The organism is Mesorhizobium sp. M1295 (genome assembly GCF_040318135.1).
GTDB lineage: Bacteria > Pseudomonadota > Alphaproteobacteria > Rhizobiales > Rhizobiaceae > Mesorhizobium.
Genome location: NZ_JAMYLU010000009.1, coordinates 42,726 through 59,174, shown reverse-complemented (window position 1 = coordinate 59,174; position 16,449 = coordinate 42,726). Strand labels below are relative to the sequence as shown.

15 protein-coding genes are annotated in these 16,449 nt (G+C 62.7%); 8 read left to right on the top strand and 7 right to left on the bottom strand.

Annotation, left to right across the window (positions count from 1 at the left end):
* Positions 1-104 precede the first annotated feature (104 nt).
* Positions 105-1,538: a coiled-coil domain-containing protein gene (locus tag NKH29_RS14615; RefSeq protein WP_023722355.1), complete on the bottom strand. Its 1,434-nt coding sequence runs from the start codon at positions 1,536-1,538 to the stop codon at positions 105-107.
* Between the two features lie 160 nt (positions 1,539-1,698).
* On the opposite strand from NKH29_RS14615, the gene NKH29_RS14610 reads away from it, so the two are divergent.
* Both NKH29_RS14610 and NKH29_RS14605 read left to right on the top strand, forming a co-directional pair.
* The gene (locus NKH29_RS14610) at positions 1,699-2,724 is read left to right on the top strand and encodes a DUF930 domain-containing protein (protein WP_352895126.1); all 1,026 of its coding nucleotides are present in this window, start codon (positions 1,699-1,701) and stop codon (positions 2,722-2,724) included.
* A gap of 166 nt (positions 2,725-2,890) precedes the next feature.
* Positions 2,891-3,691: a class I SAM-dependent methyltransferase gene (locus NKH29_RS14605; protein ID WP_352999983.1), complete on the top strand. Its 801-nt coding sequence runs from the start codon at positions 2,891-2,893 to the stop codon at positions 3,689-3,691.
* A gap of 109 nt (positions 3,692-3,800) precedes the next feature.
* Here the strand turns inward: NKH29_RS14605 and NKH29_RS14600 are convergent, their stop codons facing one another.
* The 4 genes from NKH29_RS14600 to NKH29_RS14585 form a co-directional block, all read right to left on the bottom strand.
* Entirely contained in the window at positions 3,801-4,376 is a 576-nt protein-coding gene (locus NKH29_RS14600) for a dihydrofolate reductase family protein (protein ID WP_352999981.1), read from the bottom strand.
* Positions 4,377-4,477: 101 nt separating this feature from the next.
* Positions 4,478-5,011 (bottom strand): SRPBCC family protein, encoded by a 534-nt coding sequence (locus tag NKH29_RS14595; RefSeq protein WP_352494420.1) that lies wholly within the window; start codon positions 5,009-5,011, stop codon positions 4,478-4,480.
* Positions 5,008-5,397 carry an ArsR/SmtB family transcription factor gene (locus tag NKH29_RS14590; protein ID WP_352481715.1) on the bottom strand — a complete coding sequence of 130 codons (390 nt, stop codon included), beginning with the start codon at positions 5,395-5,397 and terminating at the stop codon, positions 5,008-5,010. The genes NKH29_RS14595 and NKH29_RS14590 overlap by 4 nt, the downstream gene beginning before the upstream one ends.
* Positions 5,398-5,544: 147 nt before the next feature.
* The gene (locus tag NKH29_RS14585) at positions 5,545-6,180 is read right to left on the bottom strand and encodes an ankyrin repeat domain-containing protein (protein ID WP_031195087.1); all 636 of its coding nucleotides are present in this window, start codon (positions 6,178-6,180) and stop codon (positions 5,545-5,547) included.
* Between the two features lie 229 nt (positions 6,181-6,409).
* On the opposite strand from NKH29_RS14585, the gene NKH29_RS14580 reads away from it, so the two are divergent.
* Positions 6,410-7,264: an aldo/keto reductase gene (locus NKH29_RS14580; RefSeq protein ID WP_031195088.1), complete on the top strand. Its 855-nt coding sequence runs from the start codon at positions 6,410-6,412 to the stop codon at positions 7,262-7,264.
* Between the two features lie 120 nt (positions 7,265-7,384).
* On the opposite strand, the gene NKH29_RS14575 is transcribed toward NKH29_RS14580, so the two are convergent.
* Both NKH29_RS14575 and NKH29_RS14570 read right to left on the bottom strand, forming a co-directional pair.
* Entirely contained in the window at positions 7,385-9,640 is a 2,256-nt protein-coding gene (locus NKH29_RS14575; protein ID WP_352999979.1) for an alpha/beta fold hydrolase, read from the bottom strand.
* A 324-nt stretch (positions 9,641-9,964) separates the two neighbouring features.
* Complete coding sequence (locus tag NKH29_RS14570) at positions 9,965-10,270, bottom strand: hypothetical protein (RefSeq protein ID WP_023722367.1); 306 nt, start codon at positions 10,268-10,270, stop codon at positions 9,965-9,967.
* Positions 10,271-10,505: 235 nt separating this feature from the next.
* Here NKH29_RS14570 and NKH29_RS14565 point away from each other — a divergent pair, with 235 nt between their 5' ends.
* The 5 genes from NKH29_RS14565 (at position 10,506) to NKH29_RS14545 (ending at position 16,437) form a co-directional block, all read left to right on the top strand.
* Positions 10,506-11,798 carry an Nramp family divalent metal transporter gene (locus tag NKH29_RS14565; protein WP_352999977.1) on the top strand — a complete coding sequence of 431 codons (1,293 nt, stop codon included), beginning with the start codon at positions 10,506-10,508 and terminating at the stop codon, positions 11,796-11,798.
* 722 nt (positions 11,799-12,520) lie between these two features.
* Entirely contained in the window at positions 12,521-13,078 is a 558-nt protein-coding gene (gene msuE, locus NKH29_RS14560) for an FMN reductase (protein WP_023722369.1), read from the top strand.
* A gap of 52 nt (positions 13,079-13,130) precedes the next feature.
* A complete protein-coding gene (locus NKH29_RS14555) occupies positions 13,131-14,495 on the top strand; it encodes an LLM class flavin-dependent oxidoreductase (RefSeq protein ID WP_352999975.1) in 1,365 nt (454 codons plus the stop codon).
* A gap of 40 nt (positions 14,496-14,535) precedes the next feature.
* Positions 14,536-15,384 carry an ABC transporter permease gene (locus tag NKH29_RS14550; protein WP_352494426.1) on the top strand — a complete coding sequence of 283 codons (849 nt, stop codon included), beginning with the start codon at positions 14,536-14,538 and terminating at the stop codon, positions 15,382-15,384.
* A gap of 54 nt (positions 15,385-15,438) precedes the next feature.
* Complete coding sequence (locus NKH29_RS14545; RefSeq protein WP_352999973.1) at positions 15,439-16,437, top strand: ABC transporter substrate-binding protein; 999 nt, start codon at positions 15,439-15,441, stop codon at positions 16,435-16,437.
* Positions 16,438-16,449: the final 12 nt, after the last annotated feature.

Sequence of the window (16,449 nt, the reverse complement as noted above, 5' to 3'; positions counted from 1 at the left end):
ACTATTGCAGGCCGACGCAGGGAAGGCCAGCCTCACGCTCGACCCGCCATCCATTGACGGATGTCGGTTTCGCACCAGTCGAAATTCAGACAGCCGCGCCTGAGCTAGGATGCCGCGCGCAGGCGAAGGCGCCGCCTGCTGGCGCGGGCCTTCTCCGCCACCGCAGCGGTGATCTCGACCACGCCGTCTTCACGCGGTCTGGCGTTGGTGACCTTGTGGAGCCGCTCATAGGGCAACAGTTCCTTGACCCGGGCTTGAAGCGACGCGACTTCGGCACGCAGATCCTCGCATTCCTGCCGCTGGACGTCGAACTGTATCTGTTCGGATGCCTGCTGCAGGGAAAGCTGCGAAAAATTCGCGCTGACCGCGGAAAGGTTCATCTTGTCGCTTTCGCTCTCCTTCATGAGAGCAGACAATTTTTCCTCGGCGATTTGCTTTTCGGCCACCGCGTCGCTCGCTTGAGCCTTGAGCCTGGCGATCTCGCTGACGGCTTCGCTGTTGTGGTTCGAGGCGGCTTCCAGTCGCGATCGGAGATCCTCGATCTCAGAACGCAAGCCGGTCATCTCCGCGACACCGCGTGCAAGTTCGGCTTCCCTGTCCCCGTCCCTGATGCGGGCCGCTTCCGTCATTTCCGACAGCTTGGCCTGCGCCATGTCGAGCGATTTCTGCAGCCGCATTTCCTCTTTCTCGCTCTTGCCAAGCGCGACCAGCAGTTCCGAAACCTGTGCGGCGTCATTGGCGTGGACAGTCGAGAGTTCGTCCAGCCTGTGCCGGGCCTCGGCCTCCCGTTTCAGCGCCTTGTCGAGGTCGATCGACAGGCTAACATGTTTCTCCCGCAGCATCTCGTTCTCGCGCGAGCGTCTGTTGGCCTCGACCGCTCTGGCCGAGAGCGTTTTGACAAGCTCGCCGAACTCGGCCTCGCGTTTTGCGCTCGCATTGCCTGCCACGACGAGCTCCAGCCTTGCTGCAGCCAGCGCGCCGCGAAGTGCTTCCTTGTCCTCGACCAGGCTCGCCTCATGCTGCTGCAGCGCCTCGATAGCGCTGTCGCGCTCGCGCTGCTTTCTGGTTGCATCGTGGAGCTGTTCGGATAGTGCTCTTTGTTGCGCGGTCAAGCTGGTATTTGCCAGCTCCAATTCGTTGGCGCGAAGAATGTCGCCGTGGAGGAGTTTCAGGAATTCGCCTGTCAGATGATGCGAGGTCGCGATCTCCGACAGTTTCGCATGGATCTCCCCAAGATACTCCTGCGCGTCGTGAAAGAGCCCATCGACCGCACTTAAGGCAGCGAGCCGGGTTTGCGTGTGGGGCGTCAGCCGTCGCGCGGTCTCGAAGGCATCCGCATTGGCCTCAAGTTGCGAGCTGTCATCCATTGCCGCGAGATTCCCATCCGACACAGTCTCATCCGGGACAGTGACGTCGTTCAACGGCGACTGATCGTCCACGTTGAGACATTCGCTAAACGCATCCGCCAAATCGGTTTCGAGCTCCTTGAACGCCCTCTCCACAGTCTCGGCACGCTTGATCAAACCTTTGAAATTCATGACTGAATATCCCTCTCGTGCAGCGCCGTTAAGGAGCGAACATTCGCCTCCCCCGAATACGGGTTCACCCCTGACCGTGCGCTCTGGCCGACGCCACGCTAGGGACAGGCTCGGCCACTGTCCTCGTGTATTTGAATGACGCGCCTCGCGGCAGTCGCCGATGGCGCGATTCGTAGCGACGGCGACAGTTCCAACGAACGCGTTGGGCGGCATCTGCTCGGCCGCCGCAAAACCGTCGAAGCTCGACATGAACCGGTTATTTCGACGTCTGGCGGCATCGGTGCTTGATGCCGCCAATATTTCATTCCACACACCGGTCACGATGACGGACGAGATACGGGATCAGCGCCAGGTGTTCAGGTGGGCCTTGCCTGCCTCCGCGGTCCTGCATTTGCTCGCCGCGGCGCTTCTGTTGTCCGCGCTGCCGGTGTCGCCCCCGCAGCCGCAGAAGGATCAGGCCATCGGGGTGGATCTGGTGCCGCCGCCCAAACCATCGGAGAAAGCCAAACCTCCGCCTCCTGCGAAACCGCCCAAGCCCGAAAAGCCGCCGGAAGCAAAGATCGAGACGCCGGCGCATCCGGAAGCCGGCCCTCAGAGGCCTGTCTTCCAATTCGGCGAGAAGGACGCTGGTCCTCGCAAGTCTCTGGACGGCAACAGTGCGGAGGATGGTTCGGAACAACCGACGGCGCCGCAAGATCCCAATAAACAGGATCTTGCGCAGCCACCTGCCGTGACTGCGGTAGACGGCAAAGACCCGGCTCCGCCGCCTGGCGCATCCGCGCCGCCTAAGCCCAAGCGAGCGGCCAAGGTGCAAAAGCCGCTGAAGCTTGAAGAAGCGAAAAGATTGTTCTCGCAAACAGCAACCGGTGATCCAATCGCGACAACCGCCATGAGAAATGTGCCGCGCCCCGATCGGATCGGTCAGCTCTGCTTCTGGGAAGTGCGCGAACAGTTGCGCCATGCTTCGCCCCCCTACTTTCCTGACGTCTTGCGTCCCTTCAGGTTGAAGGCCGGCAATATCATGCAAGTCTCCAGGACCGAGTTCCGCGCCGGCGGGCAGTGGTACGCTCTGAGCTTTCGTTGCGAGGTCGATCCGGATGCGACGAAAGTCGTGTCGTTCGCCTTCCGTGTTGGAGATCCAGTGCCAGCGCCGCGGACTGCCCGCCAAATGGGTGGCCCAGACTGATCGAGGTCGGCTCGCCGGCCGCATCAAATCTACGATGCCGGCGAAGTCTTCGCGCCCCGGCATCCGTAAGGTGGCTTTCGCCAGCAGCCGCCTCACGGTGGGACGAATGCTCGCCCGCCTTGGCAATCGCTGTGTCGAGGTTTAGCTTATGCTAAGGGAGGGTTCGATGACTTCAAGTTTCAATGTTCACCATGCTGCCGGCTATGAGCAGCTCATGGGTCGCTGGAGCCAAAAGCTCGCGCCGCTGTTCATCGACTTCGCGGGCCTTAAGGACGGCGAAAAGATCCTCGACGTCGGTTGTGGCACAGGCAGCGTGACCTTCGCGCTCGTCAAGGCCGCTGAACTCCGTGAGGTCGCCGCGATCGATTTTTCGGCCGTTTTCGTCGAGGAGGCAATCCGGCGCAACACCGACCCGCGGATAAAAATCCGCCAGGCGGATGCCTGCGCCCTGCCCTTTGAGGACGGCGCGTTTGACCGCGCCCTGGCGCTGCTCGTGCTCCATTTCGTGCCCGAAACCGGCAAGGCAGTCGCTGAGATGCGACGCGTCGTGCGGCCGGGCGGCGTGGTCGCGGCGACCGTATGGGACCATCTCGGCGGCATGCCCGGAATGCGCATGATGATCGACACGGTGGCAGTGCTCAGTGAAGGCGGACGCCAGCTGCGCGCCCGCTATTGCACCCAGCCGATGATGCAGCCGGGCGAAATGAAACGGACCTTTGTCGAGCAGGGTCTCCGCGACGTTACGGAGACCGAGCTGATGATCCGCATGGACTACCAAAACTTCGACGATTACTGGGCGCCGATTGCCGCCGGCGAAGGGCCGCTCGGCAAGTATGTGGCCACGCTCGATCCAGAAGAGCGGGCGCGCACCGACGCCGCCATGCGCGACGCCTATGAGGCCGGCCGGCCCGACGGCCCGAGGTCCTTTGCCAATGTCGCCTGGGCCTGCCGCGGTGTCGTTGCCTGACGTTGGCGCTAATGCATGTCGCGCAAAAGTGTGTATCGGTTTGCGATAACGACATGCATAACAAAGAACCTAAAGCGCGTCGCATGAGGCCGATCGAACGCGACGCGCTTTAGCCAATCCCATAGACCAGCCCGACGCGGCCGTCCGACAGCTGCTCAACCTTGCGCAGTTCGAGCCCACGATGATTCTTCGCCGTTCCAAACAGCGCCTTTCCTTCACCGGCGAGCAGCGGATAGATGATCAGCCTGAGTTCATCCACCAGCCCGGCATCGATAAGGCTCGCGGTAATTCGGGCGCCGCCCATAAGGTAGATGTCCTTGCCGGGCTGCTGTTTCAGCGCAGCGATATCCTCGAAATTCCGCACGAAGCGCGTCTTTGGCCAGGCCGCCGAAGTCATTGTGTTCGACAGCACATAATGCGGCGTCTGCGCGGCGAAGCGGGCCCATTCGAGCTCGGCCGGCTTCGGCAATTTGCCGGTCATCGGCAGCGGCTTGTCGGGCTCGTTCTGGATGGCGCTCCAGTAGCGCTCGTAGCCAGCATACATGACGCCGCCAAGCAGGCAGGCATCGATTTGCGGCGTCAGGCCGTATTCCTCAGACCACGCATCGACCCAATCAGCGTAACCCTCGGGTCCCTCCATCTTGCCGTCGACGGAAATTTTCATTCCAGTGATCAATTTACGCATGACTTCCTCCATCAGGCTTGCGGGATGCAAGCACGTTTCGTCGGATCATCGTTGCTTCGTGTGGCTGGCGGCGACCTCAGGGATGGCCGCCGCGAGTTACATCAGGCCGGCAGGCGGCGGTCGTATTCGTCCCGCAGGCGGCTCCAGCCGTCCCAGAACGAGGTCGGTGTCTTACCCGCCAGGCGGGCGGCCAGCAGGTCGAGGTGCACGTGCCAGCCGGCGGTGATGTTGAGCTGGATTGCACGTTCCGGCAGGCGCCGATGGACGACGGTGAGCAGCACATCGCTACCCTTCGCCTCCAGCAGGAAGGAGACGCCGCCGGTATTTCCCCAGGTGATGGAAAGCTTGCGCGGCGGATCGAGTTCGGTGATCCGGCCCTCCATCCGATGCTCTTCGGGGAAGCCCGCGGGGCGCTGGCCAGGCGGGTCGGTCAGCTCGTCGTTACGCCAGACGAACTCGAACGAGCTGCCGGCCTTCATTTCCATCTGGCCTGCGGCCATCCATTGCCGTCGCAAGTCACTCTCGGTGAGATAGGCCCAGACGCGCTCGATGGGGCCGGGCAAAAGGCGCTGGATGGTGAACGTGGCGGGCTCGGTCAGCTCGCCATAGGCGCCGATGGTTCTCATCTGGTTCATTGCTCGTCTCCTTCTTTCGGATTGGGCGATTTCCTGGGCTCATCCTGGGCTTTGCGTGCGTCCTCTTCGCGAAGAAGGCGTTCGAGAACATCGAGACGACCGGTCCAGAAGCGCTCGTAGAAGCTGAGCCACTGATGGGCGCTGGCCAGCGGTCCAGGGGCTAGTCGGCACAGATGCGTGCGGCCCCTCACCTCTCGACGAATAAGCCCTGCGTTCTCCAGCGCCTTGATGTGCTTGGAGGCGGCCGCGAGCGACATCACGAAGGGTTCCGCCAGCTGGCTTACCGTTTTCTCGCCATCGGCGAGATCGCGAAGCATGTGCCGGCGGGTGGCGTCGCCAAGGGCGTGAAAAACCGCGTCCATCTGAGATGTCTCTAATTCAACCATTTAGTTGAATATAGACGCGCGCTTTGAGATAGTCAACCGTTTGGTTGAATAATTTATGTGAAGCGCTGCGGGCCGTTTGCGCTCACCGAGGACGTCGAGGTGACAGGGGATGCGGACGCGCGCTCGGGAGCAGTGGAGCGCAGGCTCTTACTTGCCGTCGAAGAAAGTGTGGATCGCGGTTTCCAGCTTTTCGATAAGCTGAGGGTTGTGGCAGCTGCCAGCCCAGATCAGGGCGTTCAGCCTCATCTCCTTGTTGATAAAGCTCACCTTCCCAGAATCCAGCAGGTATTCCGCGATCTCGTAGTGCCGCCCTTTGATCGCCTCGATGAGCGCGTTGTTTCTCCCCGTCTTGTCGGTCAGATTTACTTCCGCGCCATTCTGCACGAGCAACTTGACGACTTCCAGATGCCCGTTCTTCGCCGCCTCGATAAGAGCCGTTCTGCCGTAGTAGTCAGCTCGCGCGTTGATCTCTATTTGGGGGTGTCTCACGAGGACTGAGATACACGCGTAATGTCCCTTGGCCGACGCAAGACTCAAGGGCGTGCTCTTCCACTTGTTTCTGGAATTCACGTCGATTTCCGGGTCTTCGATCAGCGCCTCCACCACAGCTGTGCGGTCATTGAGGGCTGAAAGGTGAAGTGCAGACCAGCCGCCGTCGTCCGACTGATTGATATCGGCGCCAGCCGCCAATTCCGATCGAACCGCCTCCGCATCGCCTTTTTCTGCCGCGATCAGCAGGTGAGACCAGTCTCTTGCCCCTTCGGCTTCCAAGCTGTTGGTCAACGCAGTCGCCTCCTCGGATAGTCGGCAGAATACCACATTATCGGCAATAGTGGCGGCTCCTGTACTCGAGTCCAATGGGTCAAAAGCTGGAACGCTGTCGGCCCGAACGGACATCGAGATCAGCGCTTCACGTCCGTCTCCTCACATTCTCCTGATATCGACTGGCTTTGCCGGCCATCCGGACTAGATAGAGCCTGCGCCGGGCGGAACGATGCAGAAGGACCTGAACATGCCTGAACAGATTACCCTGAATAGACCTGAACAGATCAGATTGAACGACGGCTCCGCCATTCCGCAAATCGGCCTCGGCGTGTGGCAGGTCGATCCAGCCATCACCGCCAAGGTAGTGCGCTGGGGAATCGAGGCCGGCTACAGACTGATCGACACCGCCGAAGGCTATCAGAACGAGGAAGGTGTCGGGCAGGCAATCCGCTCGGCCGGCGTGCCGAGAAGCGAGTTGTTCATCACCTCGAAACTGCGCAACGGCGCGCATCAGCGCGACGCCGCCTTGCGCGCCTTCGACGAGACGATGAGCAAGCTCGGCATCGAGCAGATCGACCTGTTCCTGATCCACTGGCCGGTGCCCAGCCAGGACAGATATGTCGAAGCCTGGAAGACGCTGGTCGAACTCAGGCAATCAGGCCGGATCAAGTCGATCGGCGTTTCGAACTTCAACCAGGACCATCTCGAACGGATCATCGGCGAGACCGGTGTCACGCCGACCGTCAACCAGATCGAGCTCCACCCCCGCTTCCAGCAGCGTGACAAACGCGAATTTCATGACAGGCACAACATCCGCATCGAAAGCTGGAGCCCGCTGGGCAGCGGCCGGCTGTTGAACGATCCGACGCTTGAAAGCATTGCCAGGAAACACGGCAAGTCGCTGGCGCAGACGATCGTCAGGTGGCATCTTCAGGAAGGGCTGATCGTTATTCCAAAGTCGATCCACCAGGACCGCATCGCCGCCAATTTCGATGTCTTCGATTTCGAGCTGGAAGCGAAGGACCTCGAGCTCATTCGGGGCATGGATTCGCCCGACGGCCGCTCCGGCCCGAACCCCGCTACGGCCGCATTCCTGTTCTGAGGGCCGACAGTGAAGCTGCCGATCTCCCCCCCTTGTGGGGAGATGTCCGGCAGGACAGAGGGGGGCGCTGTCCCGCCGGCCTATTGAACTCTCCGGCTCATATCCCAACCCAGCGGGACCTCAGGCAGCCGGTTCACTGACGGAAAAAAGCTGCAGGCTGCCGGGAACACCTACAAGCTCCATCTCGCCATGCTCTTCAAAAGCCAGGCCGGAACCGGCCGCGAGATCACGAACCGTGCGCGACGCGATGATCTCGCCCGGTCCGGCAACGTCGAGCAGATGTGATGCCAGTTGAATTGCAACACCGGTGAAGTCGTCTCCGCGCCTTTCGCATTCGCCAATATGGACTGCCGCGCGAACCTGAAGGTCTAACCTCTTCATTCGACGACGGACCGCGATTGCACATTGGATCGCCCGCGTTGGTCGCAGAAATACCGCGAGAAACCCGTTTCCGGTGCGGCTGATTTCTTGACCGTTAGCAAGATGCAATTCGTTGCGTATCTCGTCGTCGTGTCGCTGCATCAGATCGCGCCGCGCCCGGTCGCCAGCGTTGACGGGAGCCGGCGGCAACCCGACGATTTCCATGTGCAGCACCGTCACAAGCACGCGCTCGCTCGACGTTGCCGGCAGCGAGCCGGTGACAAAAGCCTGGATCTCGTCGACCAAACGATCGGAATTCTCCCCCCAGATTACGTGATCACGGCCGGCAAGCTCAATGTATCTGGCGCCTTCGATATGCGTTGCCAGGTAGCGCCCCTCTTCCGGTTTTACCCAGCGGTCGCCCGCCGTCTGCACGATCAGTGTCGGGACGTGAACGGTTGGGAGAAGGGCGCGAACATCGATTTCAGTGCCCCAGCGCCAGAGCGCGACCGCGTCGGCAGGTGAGGCTGAATTCCTAAGATACGCGGCGAACCATTCTCTCTCGAAACTGTCGTTCATCAGGCTGGGTGCGGCGTTGCTCATGTCCGCCGGCTCCCCCCACTGTCTCTCGACGGCGGTCAGATCTTCTTCTACCTGCTCGCTTGTCCTTGCCCATGGATAATCCGGCGACCATCGGCCGCTGGCATAGGTTCCGTTGAGCACGAGAGCCGCTGTTCGTTCGGGATAGGTCGCCGCGAAAAGCATGCACATAGGCCCCCCTTCGGAGCTGCCGAACAGAACCGTTCGCTTTGATCCGACCGCATCCAACACCGCTCGCATGTCTTCCATCCGCTCTTCCAGCGTTGGCAAACCAACATTGCGATCGGACAGTCCGGTGCCTCGCTTGTCCATACGGATCAGGCGGGCAAAGGAACCGAGACGCTGGAGCATATGCGCCAGCCGCGGCGATGACCAGGCAAGGTCGAGGTTGGAGACCCACCCAGGCACATAGATCAGGTCGACCGGCCCGTCGCCGGTTACCTGATAGGCGATGTTGATTCCGGCCGATTTGACATAGTGGGTCGCGGGGCGCATCGGCTCGGCCCGGGACGCCGGCCGCTCACCTGTTCGGGCTGCCGACGTTGGCGGTGTCTGGGAAGGCGACACCGAGGCGGCTATCCGGGTAGTGGCTTGCGGCGTCACGCGGCGCGTCCGCAGGTCATCATAGAGTTGCCGGGTCTCCGGCTCGGGCTGCAAGCGGAGCTGCAGTTGCAGCACATCACGGCAGCGCTCATACTGTTTCAGCGCGAGGTTAAAGCGGCCCTGGGCGGCATAGGTCCGCATCAGGGCTCGGTGGATATCCTCCCGTAAGGGCTCCAAATCCAGCAGGCGCACCGCCGCCCGCAGGCATGATGGAAGATCATTCGTTGCCGAATAGTGCGCGACGAGCTTCTCCAGCACGATGGTTGCGATTGCCCTCAATCGCTCGCGCTCCACTCTGAGCCAATCTTCGAACGGCTCCTCCTTCAGGCCGAACCCGTCCAGGAGGTCGCCACGATAGACGACGAGCGCTTGCTCGAGTTGCTCCGGGTCGGAGCCGGCGGCCAGCGACTCGAACCGCGCGACGTCGAAATCAAGATCGTCGAGATTGAGCGTAATGCTGTCGCCGTCGCTCAGAAACCTTTCGCCATCGGATGCGCCCATTCCTTTCCTTATGGCGGATAGGGCCTGTCGAAGGTTCATTCGGGCCTGGGTTTGGCTGTTGCCGCCCCACAAAAGCGCGGCGAGCTTCTCGCGCGATTGGGAGTGTCCGGATTGCAGGGCGAGATAAGCCAGCATGGCGCGAGCCTTGCGGCTGAAAACCGGGGCCACCGCTCCTCCGGCAAAGTCAAAGCCGCCTAACAGACAGAGATGAGGGTGCGCCATCGGATCCGCCACAGCCACAGCTTCTTTGCGATCCTTTCCTGTACTTGCCTCTATTTCAACCGTCATTTCGCCCGGCCTGGTGTTTTTCACGAATCCTTCACGCTGGCTCCACCGCGTTTCTCACGACGCAGGGAAGACAAGTGTCGGGAGACCGGTATCTCAGGAGGACGCTACGCTACCCCCGACGGAATGGCCCATCTGGCATGATGATTCAAGGCAGGACCCGCAGCCGCGCGGCGGGCCACTGCGCCACGACATTGCGCTCGCGCGCTATCTTGAGAACCAGCGGGCCCGCCGGGCGTCAATGATCCAGGGGTTCGATTTCCGGGCCGCCGCGGTCAGCTTGCGCGCACTTTTGGCGAATGCGGGTAGCCGTGGATATCGGCTCTTAGAGGTCCTGGGCATTCGGCCCTTTCATATCCCCGAGCCATCCACCAGCGGCACATCTTCGCCTTCCCACGGGCTCGGCATCGATCCCTTGCTGAGATTGGCCGACGGCAGCGGCATCCAGCACTTCAGTTCGGGTTCGGCATATTCGACGATGCGTCCTGGAGACGAATCGGAAGCGCGCCAGCCTTCGCTGCCGAACTGATCGGCGCGGGCCCAGTAGGCCATGTCGACCTCGGCCGGCCCCTGTTCGGAAGGCCGAACTGTGACAAGGATTCTGCTGCCGTCCCTTGGCGCGCTCGACATGTGGCGCCACTGATCGGGCTCGTCCATTGCACTTCCTCCTGCGATCTTCGCCTCGCCCGGATAGTCGCTTCGCGTTCGGAAGCGGTCAACCCGAACTTTTTTGCCTGGGGCAAAACCCTGCCCCGTCGTTGCGGAACAAGTCATGGCACGCCGGGTTTGGGCAAGTTGTTGAAGGAGGCAAAATGAGACCAGCGCCCCGACCGATCCTTAGCATTGTTGCATGGCAGGCCGCGCCTTTCGTTCCCCACCCGGTCCGATCGCAATGAGGCAGGCCGGTTCCGATCGTTCCACCCCACCGGAGGAGAGCAAAGGCGGCATAGGACGAGCGCTCGGCCTCGGCCTGATAACAGGGGCGGCCGACGACGATTGTTCTGCAATAGGCACCTATGCCAGCGCCGGCGCCCGTTTCGGACCCGACCTGCTTTGGACGGCTCCGGTGACCTTGCCGATGATGTACGCGGTCGTCTACCTGTCGTCGAAGCTCGGCCAGGTGTCGGGGCGCGGATTGTTCCACGTCATCAAGGACTTCTACCCGCGGTGGCTGCTCTGGTCGGTGCTCTTGGGTGTGCTCGTCGGCAACACCATCGAGGCAGCGGCGGATCTTGGTGGAATGGCGGCCGCGATCAACATATTCGTGCCGCTTCCCATCCCGCTGATCGTGCTGTTCGTCGCCGCCCTCATCTTCGCCCTCCAGGTTTTTGGCTCCTATACTTTGATCCGCAACATCTTTCGCTGGCTGGCGCTGGCGCTGCTCGCCTATGTCGGTGCCGCCATTCTGGCCAAGCCGGACGCCGCGGCGGTGCTGCGCGGGACGCTGCTCCCCAGGATCGAATTCAACCGTGAGTTCCTGTCGATCCTGGTCGCCATCATCGGCACCACGCTGTCCGCCTATCTCTACACGTGGCAGTCCAATGAGGAGGTCGAGGAGGAGATTGCCCAGGGGCGGACAACGCTCAGGGAAAGGAAGGGCGCCACCGACAGCGAACTCCGTCGCTCTCGCCGGGACATCCTCATCGGCATGATGTTTTCAAATCTCATCATGTATTTCATCATCCTGTCGACGGGTGCTACGCTCTACAAGGCGGGCCACCACGATATCGACACGGCCGCGCAGGCGGCGGAGGCGCTGCGGCCGCTCGCCGGCCAGGCCGCAAGCGTTCTGTTCGCCGCAGGCGTGATTGGCGTCGGTTTCCTCGCGGTTCCTGTCATGACCACCGGCGCTGCCTATGATGTGGCGCAAGCCATCGGCTGGAAAAACAGCCTGCACGCCCGGGCTCGAGAGGCGCCCAAATTTTATCTCGCCATCGGATTTTTTACCGCGATCGCCGCTGGCCTGAACTTTCTCGGCTTCAATCCGATGAAGGCACTGGTCTGGTCCGGCATCGTTCAAGGCTTCTCGACACCGCCCTTGCTGCTGCTCATCATGCTGATGACGAACAACCGCAGGATCATGGGCGACCAGGTGAACAGCCGCAGCACCAACATACTCGGTTGGGCAACGACCTCCGCCATTTTCTCGGCGACGATCGGCCTGGTGGCAACCTGGTTCATGTGATCCGGCGGAAGCAAAGCGACGCCGCCGGTTGGATTACCCGTTCCCGCTTGCGGATTGTCCCAGCTTTGCCGGTCTTGGAAATTCCACAACGTCGCCCGTGGGCCGCTTGTATTGCGCCGCGACAATTGCATCGATCAGGAGATCCAGAGCCGCACGAGCCGTGCGGCTCGTCTCGTCCTCGCCGCTCAAATAATGGCAGGCTCGTTCGAGGTGGAGGTGTGCGGCGGCAAAGTCGCTTGTCATAGGCTTCTCCCTGTTGCCCGCCGGCCGGCAAGATGACCGCCTCGATTTACCCAAAAGCAAATATCCACAGCCGGATTTGAATCAAATTGGCCTGACTCGCCACATGCCGCGGACCCCACGCCAGCACCTTGGCCTGTGCCCGCGCCGCGTCCTCTCCGAGGGCCGCTAGGCCATCCAGGATCGTGGCATCAGGACATGGTTCCCCGACGTCGCGCCGGAGCGCCCGAGGGCGACTTGCCTGATATGTCCGGCCAGCTGTTCATGCGCTCTGTCCGACGCGCTGCGCTATCGCGGCTGCAGGCGCTGCAGCGATCTTTCAGCGCGGTACGGCGCGTTGAATGAACCAATTGCCGGCGATGTGCCGCAAACTCAGTTCGCTCACCGTCCTGCTTTTGAAATTTTCTCGCTCTTTTAATTCTACAAACTCTCTAGACTTAACATAGATCGCTTGAAGTGGAGCGCTTGAGAGGGAGCTAGGAATGTCGAAAAAGCTCGTGGTGGGGCTGTCGGGCAATTTGACCCGGCCATCGAAGACCAAGGCGTTCGTCAGCCACATTGTCGGACAGGCCGCCGAAAGCATTGGCGCGGCCTCGGCCGTCTTCGACATCGAGGATCTCGGCGCGTCCCTGCCGCAGGCGAGGCGCCTCGGCGACCTCGACCCGGCGGCGCGCAACATCGTCGAACGGCTGCTAGGCGCCGACATCCTGGTGGCCGGCTCGCCGACTTTCAAAGGCAGCTATACCGGGCTTTTCAAGCATTTCTTCGACCTGCTCGATCCGTCATCGCTGAGGGGCAAGCCCGTCATCCTCGCCGCGACCGGCGGCGGCGAGCGCCATTCGCTGATCGTCGAGCACCAGCTGCGGCCGCTGTTCGGCTTCTTCGAGGCGCTGACCGTGCCGACCGCGATCTACGCCTCCGACAAGGACTTTGCCAATGGCGTGCTGGTGTCGGACGCGATCCATGCCCGCGCCCGGCAGGCGGTCGCCGAGGCATGCCGGGTAACCGGAGTGCCCTATCGCGTCGGCCTTGCCGCCTGAACGCACTACTGACCCGAGATCCCCTCCCCGACCAATCCAGGAGCACGCCGCGATGACCAGATCCAAGAAATCCAGGCAGATCAAACTGGGCGCTTTCCTGCCCGGCGGCGGACAGCATATCGCCGCCTGGCGTCACCCCGAGGCGCCGGCCGACGGTGCCACCAATTTCGAGTTCCACAAGCAGCTTGCCCTGACCGCCGAGCGCGGCCTGTTCGACGCCTATTTCCTCGCCGACAATCTGACGGTCGGGCTCGGCGCCCGCGAAGGCGGCAATGCCAAGATCGCCGGCTTCGAGCCAGTGACGCTGTTTGCAGCGCTGGCGCCGCTCACCACGCATCTCGGCTTCATCGCCACCGCCTCGACCACCTACGAGGAGCCCTACACGCTCGCCCGCAAATTCGCCTCGCTCGATCATCTGTCGAATGGCCGCGCCGGCTGGAACGTCGTCACCTCGGCCGGCGACGAAACCGCGCGCAATTTCAATCGTGATACCCAGCCTGCCCACGCCGAGCGCTATACCCGCGCGCATGAGCATGTCGAGACGGTCAAGGCGCTGTGGGACAGCTGGGAGGACGATGCCTTCATCCGCGACCAGAAATCGGGGCGCTTCTACGACAAGGACAAGCTCCACGACATCGACCACAAGGGCGCGCATTTCAGCGTCAAGGGTCCGCTCAACGTGCCGCGCCCTGTGCAGGGGCACCCGGTGGTGGTGCAGGCGGGGCAATCGGAGGACGGCCGCAAGCTCGCCGCCCACTCGGCGGAAGTCATCTTCACCGCCCATCAGAACCTGGCGTCGGCGCAGGAATTCTACCGCGACATCAAGGCCCGCGTGGCGGCCGTCGGCCGCGATCCCGAGCAGGTGCTGATCATGCCCGGCGTAGCACCCTTCGTCGGCCGTACCGAAGAAGAAGCGCGCGCCAAATACCAGCAGCTGAACGATCTCATCCTGCCCGAAGACGGCGTCGCCCTGCTCAACGGGCTGGCAGGCCAGACGCTCGACATCAGGGGCTATCCGCTCGACGGCCCGCTGCCGCCGAGCAAGGAAACCGAAGGCATGAAGAGCCGCCAGGCGCTGATCCGCCAGATTGCCGACGAGCACAACTTCACCATCCGCCAGCTCTACCAATGGGTGGCGACGGCCCGCGGCCATTACACCGTCATCGGCAGCGCAGTGCAGGTCGCCGACCAGTTGGAGGAATGGTTCGGCAACGAAGCCGCCGACGGCTTCAACATCCTGCCGCCCTGGCTGCCCGGCGGGCTCGACGACTTCGTCGAGCTGGTGATGCCCGAACTGCAGCGCCGCGGCCTGTTCCGCACCGCCTATGAAGGCAGGACGCTGCGCGAGAACCTCGGCCTCAGGCGGCCTGAAAACCCGTGGACCGCCGCCCGCTCGGCCGTGCTGGCCGCCGAATAATCCCGAGAAGCCCACTACCCTCGAAGCGAGAGGCAAGACGATGACCTTGCAGCACATCGAACAGGCCGCCAGCCTCGGCACGCGTGACGGCACGACAAGCCTGGGCACGGACTTCCTGCGCCTCGGCGGCCGGGCAGGCATCCGCTTCCTGTCGCGCTACGGCGCCCTCATTGCCTTCCTCGCAATCTGGCAAGTGTCGAGTAGCGCAGGGTGGGTCAACACGGCCGTGCTGCCGCCGATCGATACGATTGTCGCGGCACTTTGGAAGGGGTTGGCCGGCGGCACTCTGCTCGGTGACATCGCCATCAGCCTGCAGCGCGCCGGTCTCGCCTTCGCGGCCGCCGTGCTGGTCGCCATCCCGCTTGGCCTGTTCATGGGCCAGGTGCGCGCGGTCGAGACCGCGCTCGATCCCATCCTGCAGGTCTTCCGCCAGACCTCGGCGCTGGCGCTCTATCCCGTATTCATCCTGCTGCTTGGGCTCGGCGAAGCCTCCAAGGTGTTCGTCATCTTCTGGGCGACGCTGTTCCCGCTGCTGCTCAACACCATCGGCGGCGTCAAGCAGGTCGATCCGAAACTGCTGGAGATGGCCCGCGTCTATGGCGCCAGGCAGCTCACCGTCTTCCGCCGCGTCGTGCTGCCCGGCGCCGTGCCCTCGATCTTCGTTGGGCTGAGGCTCAGCGCCACCACGGCGCTGCTGCTGTTGATCGCCTCCGAAATGATCGGCGCCAACAAGGGCATCGGCTTTCAGGTGATGAACGCGCAGTACAACTTCCAGATCCCGCTGATGTTTGCGGCAATCGTCATCCTCGCCGGCCTCGGCCTGATCGCCAACCAGGCGCTGGTCAGCCTGCAGCGGCGGCTCTGCCGCTGGAACAATGCCGTCGACTGACCTCCCCTTTCGCCATCGACCAGACCCAAGCCAAGCCAACCAGGAAAGACCACCATGAAAGTCACTCGCCGTTCCCTGCTTGCCGGCGCACCCTTCGCCGCCGGCCTTCTCGCCGCCGGCCTGCCGCGCTTCGCCTTTGCCGAAGCCGCACCCGTCAAGTTCCGCTCCCTCGCCAGCCGCGGCAGCATCTCTCCGCATGAACTGGCCGGCGAGCTCGGCTATTTCAAAGGCCTCGGTATCGAGGTCGAGAATGTCGGCTATTCCGGCGGCGGCCCGGAATCATTGTTTGCGCTCGCCTCCGGGAGCGTCGATATCGGCTCGGCCGCAACCGCCGCCGTGATCAATTCGATCTCCGGCGGCAACGACTTCGTCGCCGCCTATCCGAGCAACGGCATCAACGGCAAGGTGCGAAGCGTCTTCTACGTGCTCGACGACAGCCCGATCAAATCGATCGCCGACATTGCCGGCAAGACAATCGCCGTCAACACGCTCGGCGCCCATCTCGACTACACCGTGCGCGAGGCGCTGCACAGCGTCGGCCTGTCGCCGGACGCCGCCAATCTCGTCGTCGTGCCCGGACCGCAACTCGAACAGACCTTGCGCTCCCGCCAGGTCGACATCGCGGCGCTCGGCTACTGGCAGGCGACCTTTGCCGGCGCGCTGGTCGACAATGGCGGCGTGCGTGGCGTGTTCAACGACACCGACGTGCTGGGCGAACTGGCCGGCGGCTTCGTCGTGCTCAGGCGCGACTTCATCGCCGCGCATCCCGACGCCGCCCGCAATTTCGTCGAGCACTCGGCGCGCGCCTCCGACTGGTCGCTGCAGAACCCCGACGAAGCGCGCAAGGTGCTCGCGACAATCCTCGACAAGCGCGGCGAAAACGGCGAGCTGGCGCGCTACTGGACCGGCTTCGGGCTGCGCCAGGGGGCCAAGGCGACGGACCGCGACATCGACTTCTGGGTCAGCGTGCTCGAGCGCGACGGTCGCCTGCCAAAGGGTAAGCTGAAGGCAACAGACATCCTCTACCGGCCCGGCGAAACCAAGACCAACTGACAAGGCCAACCG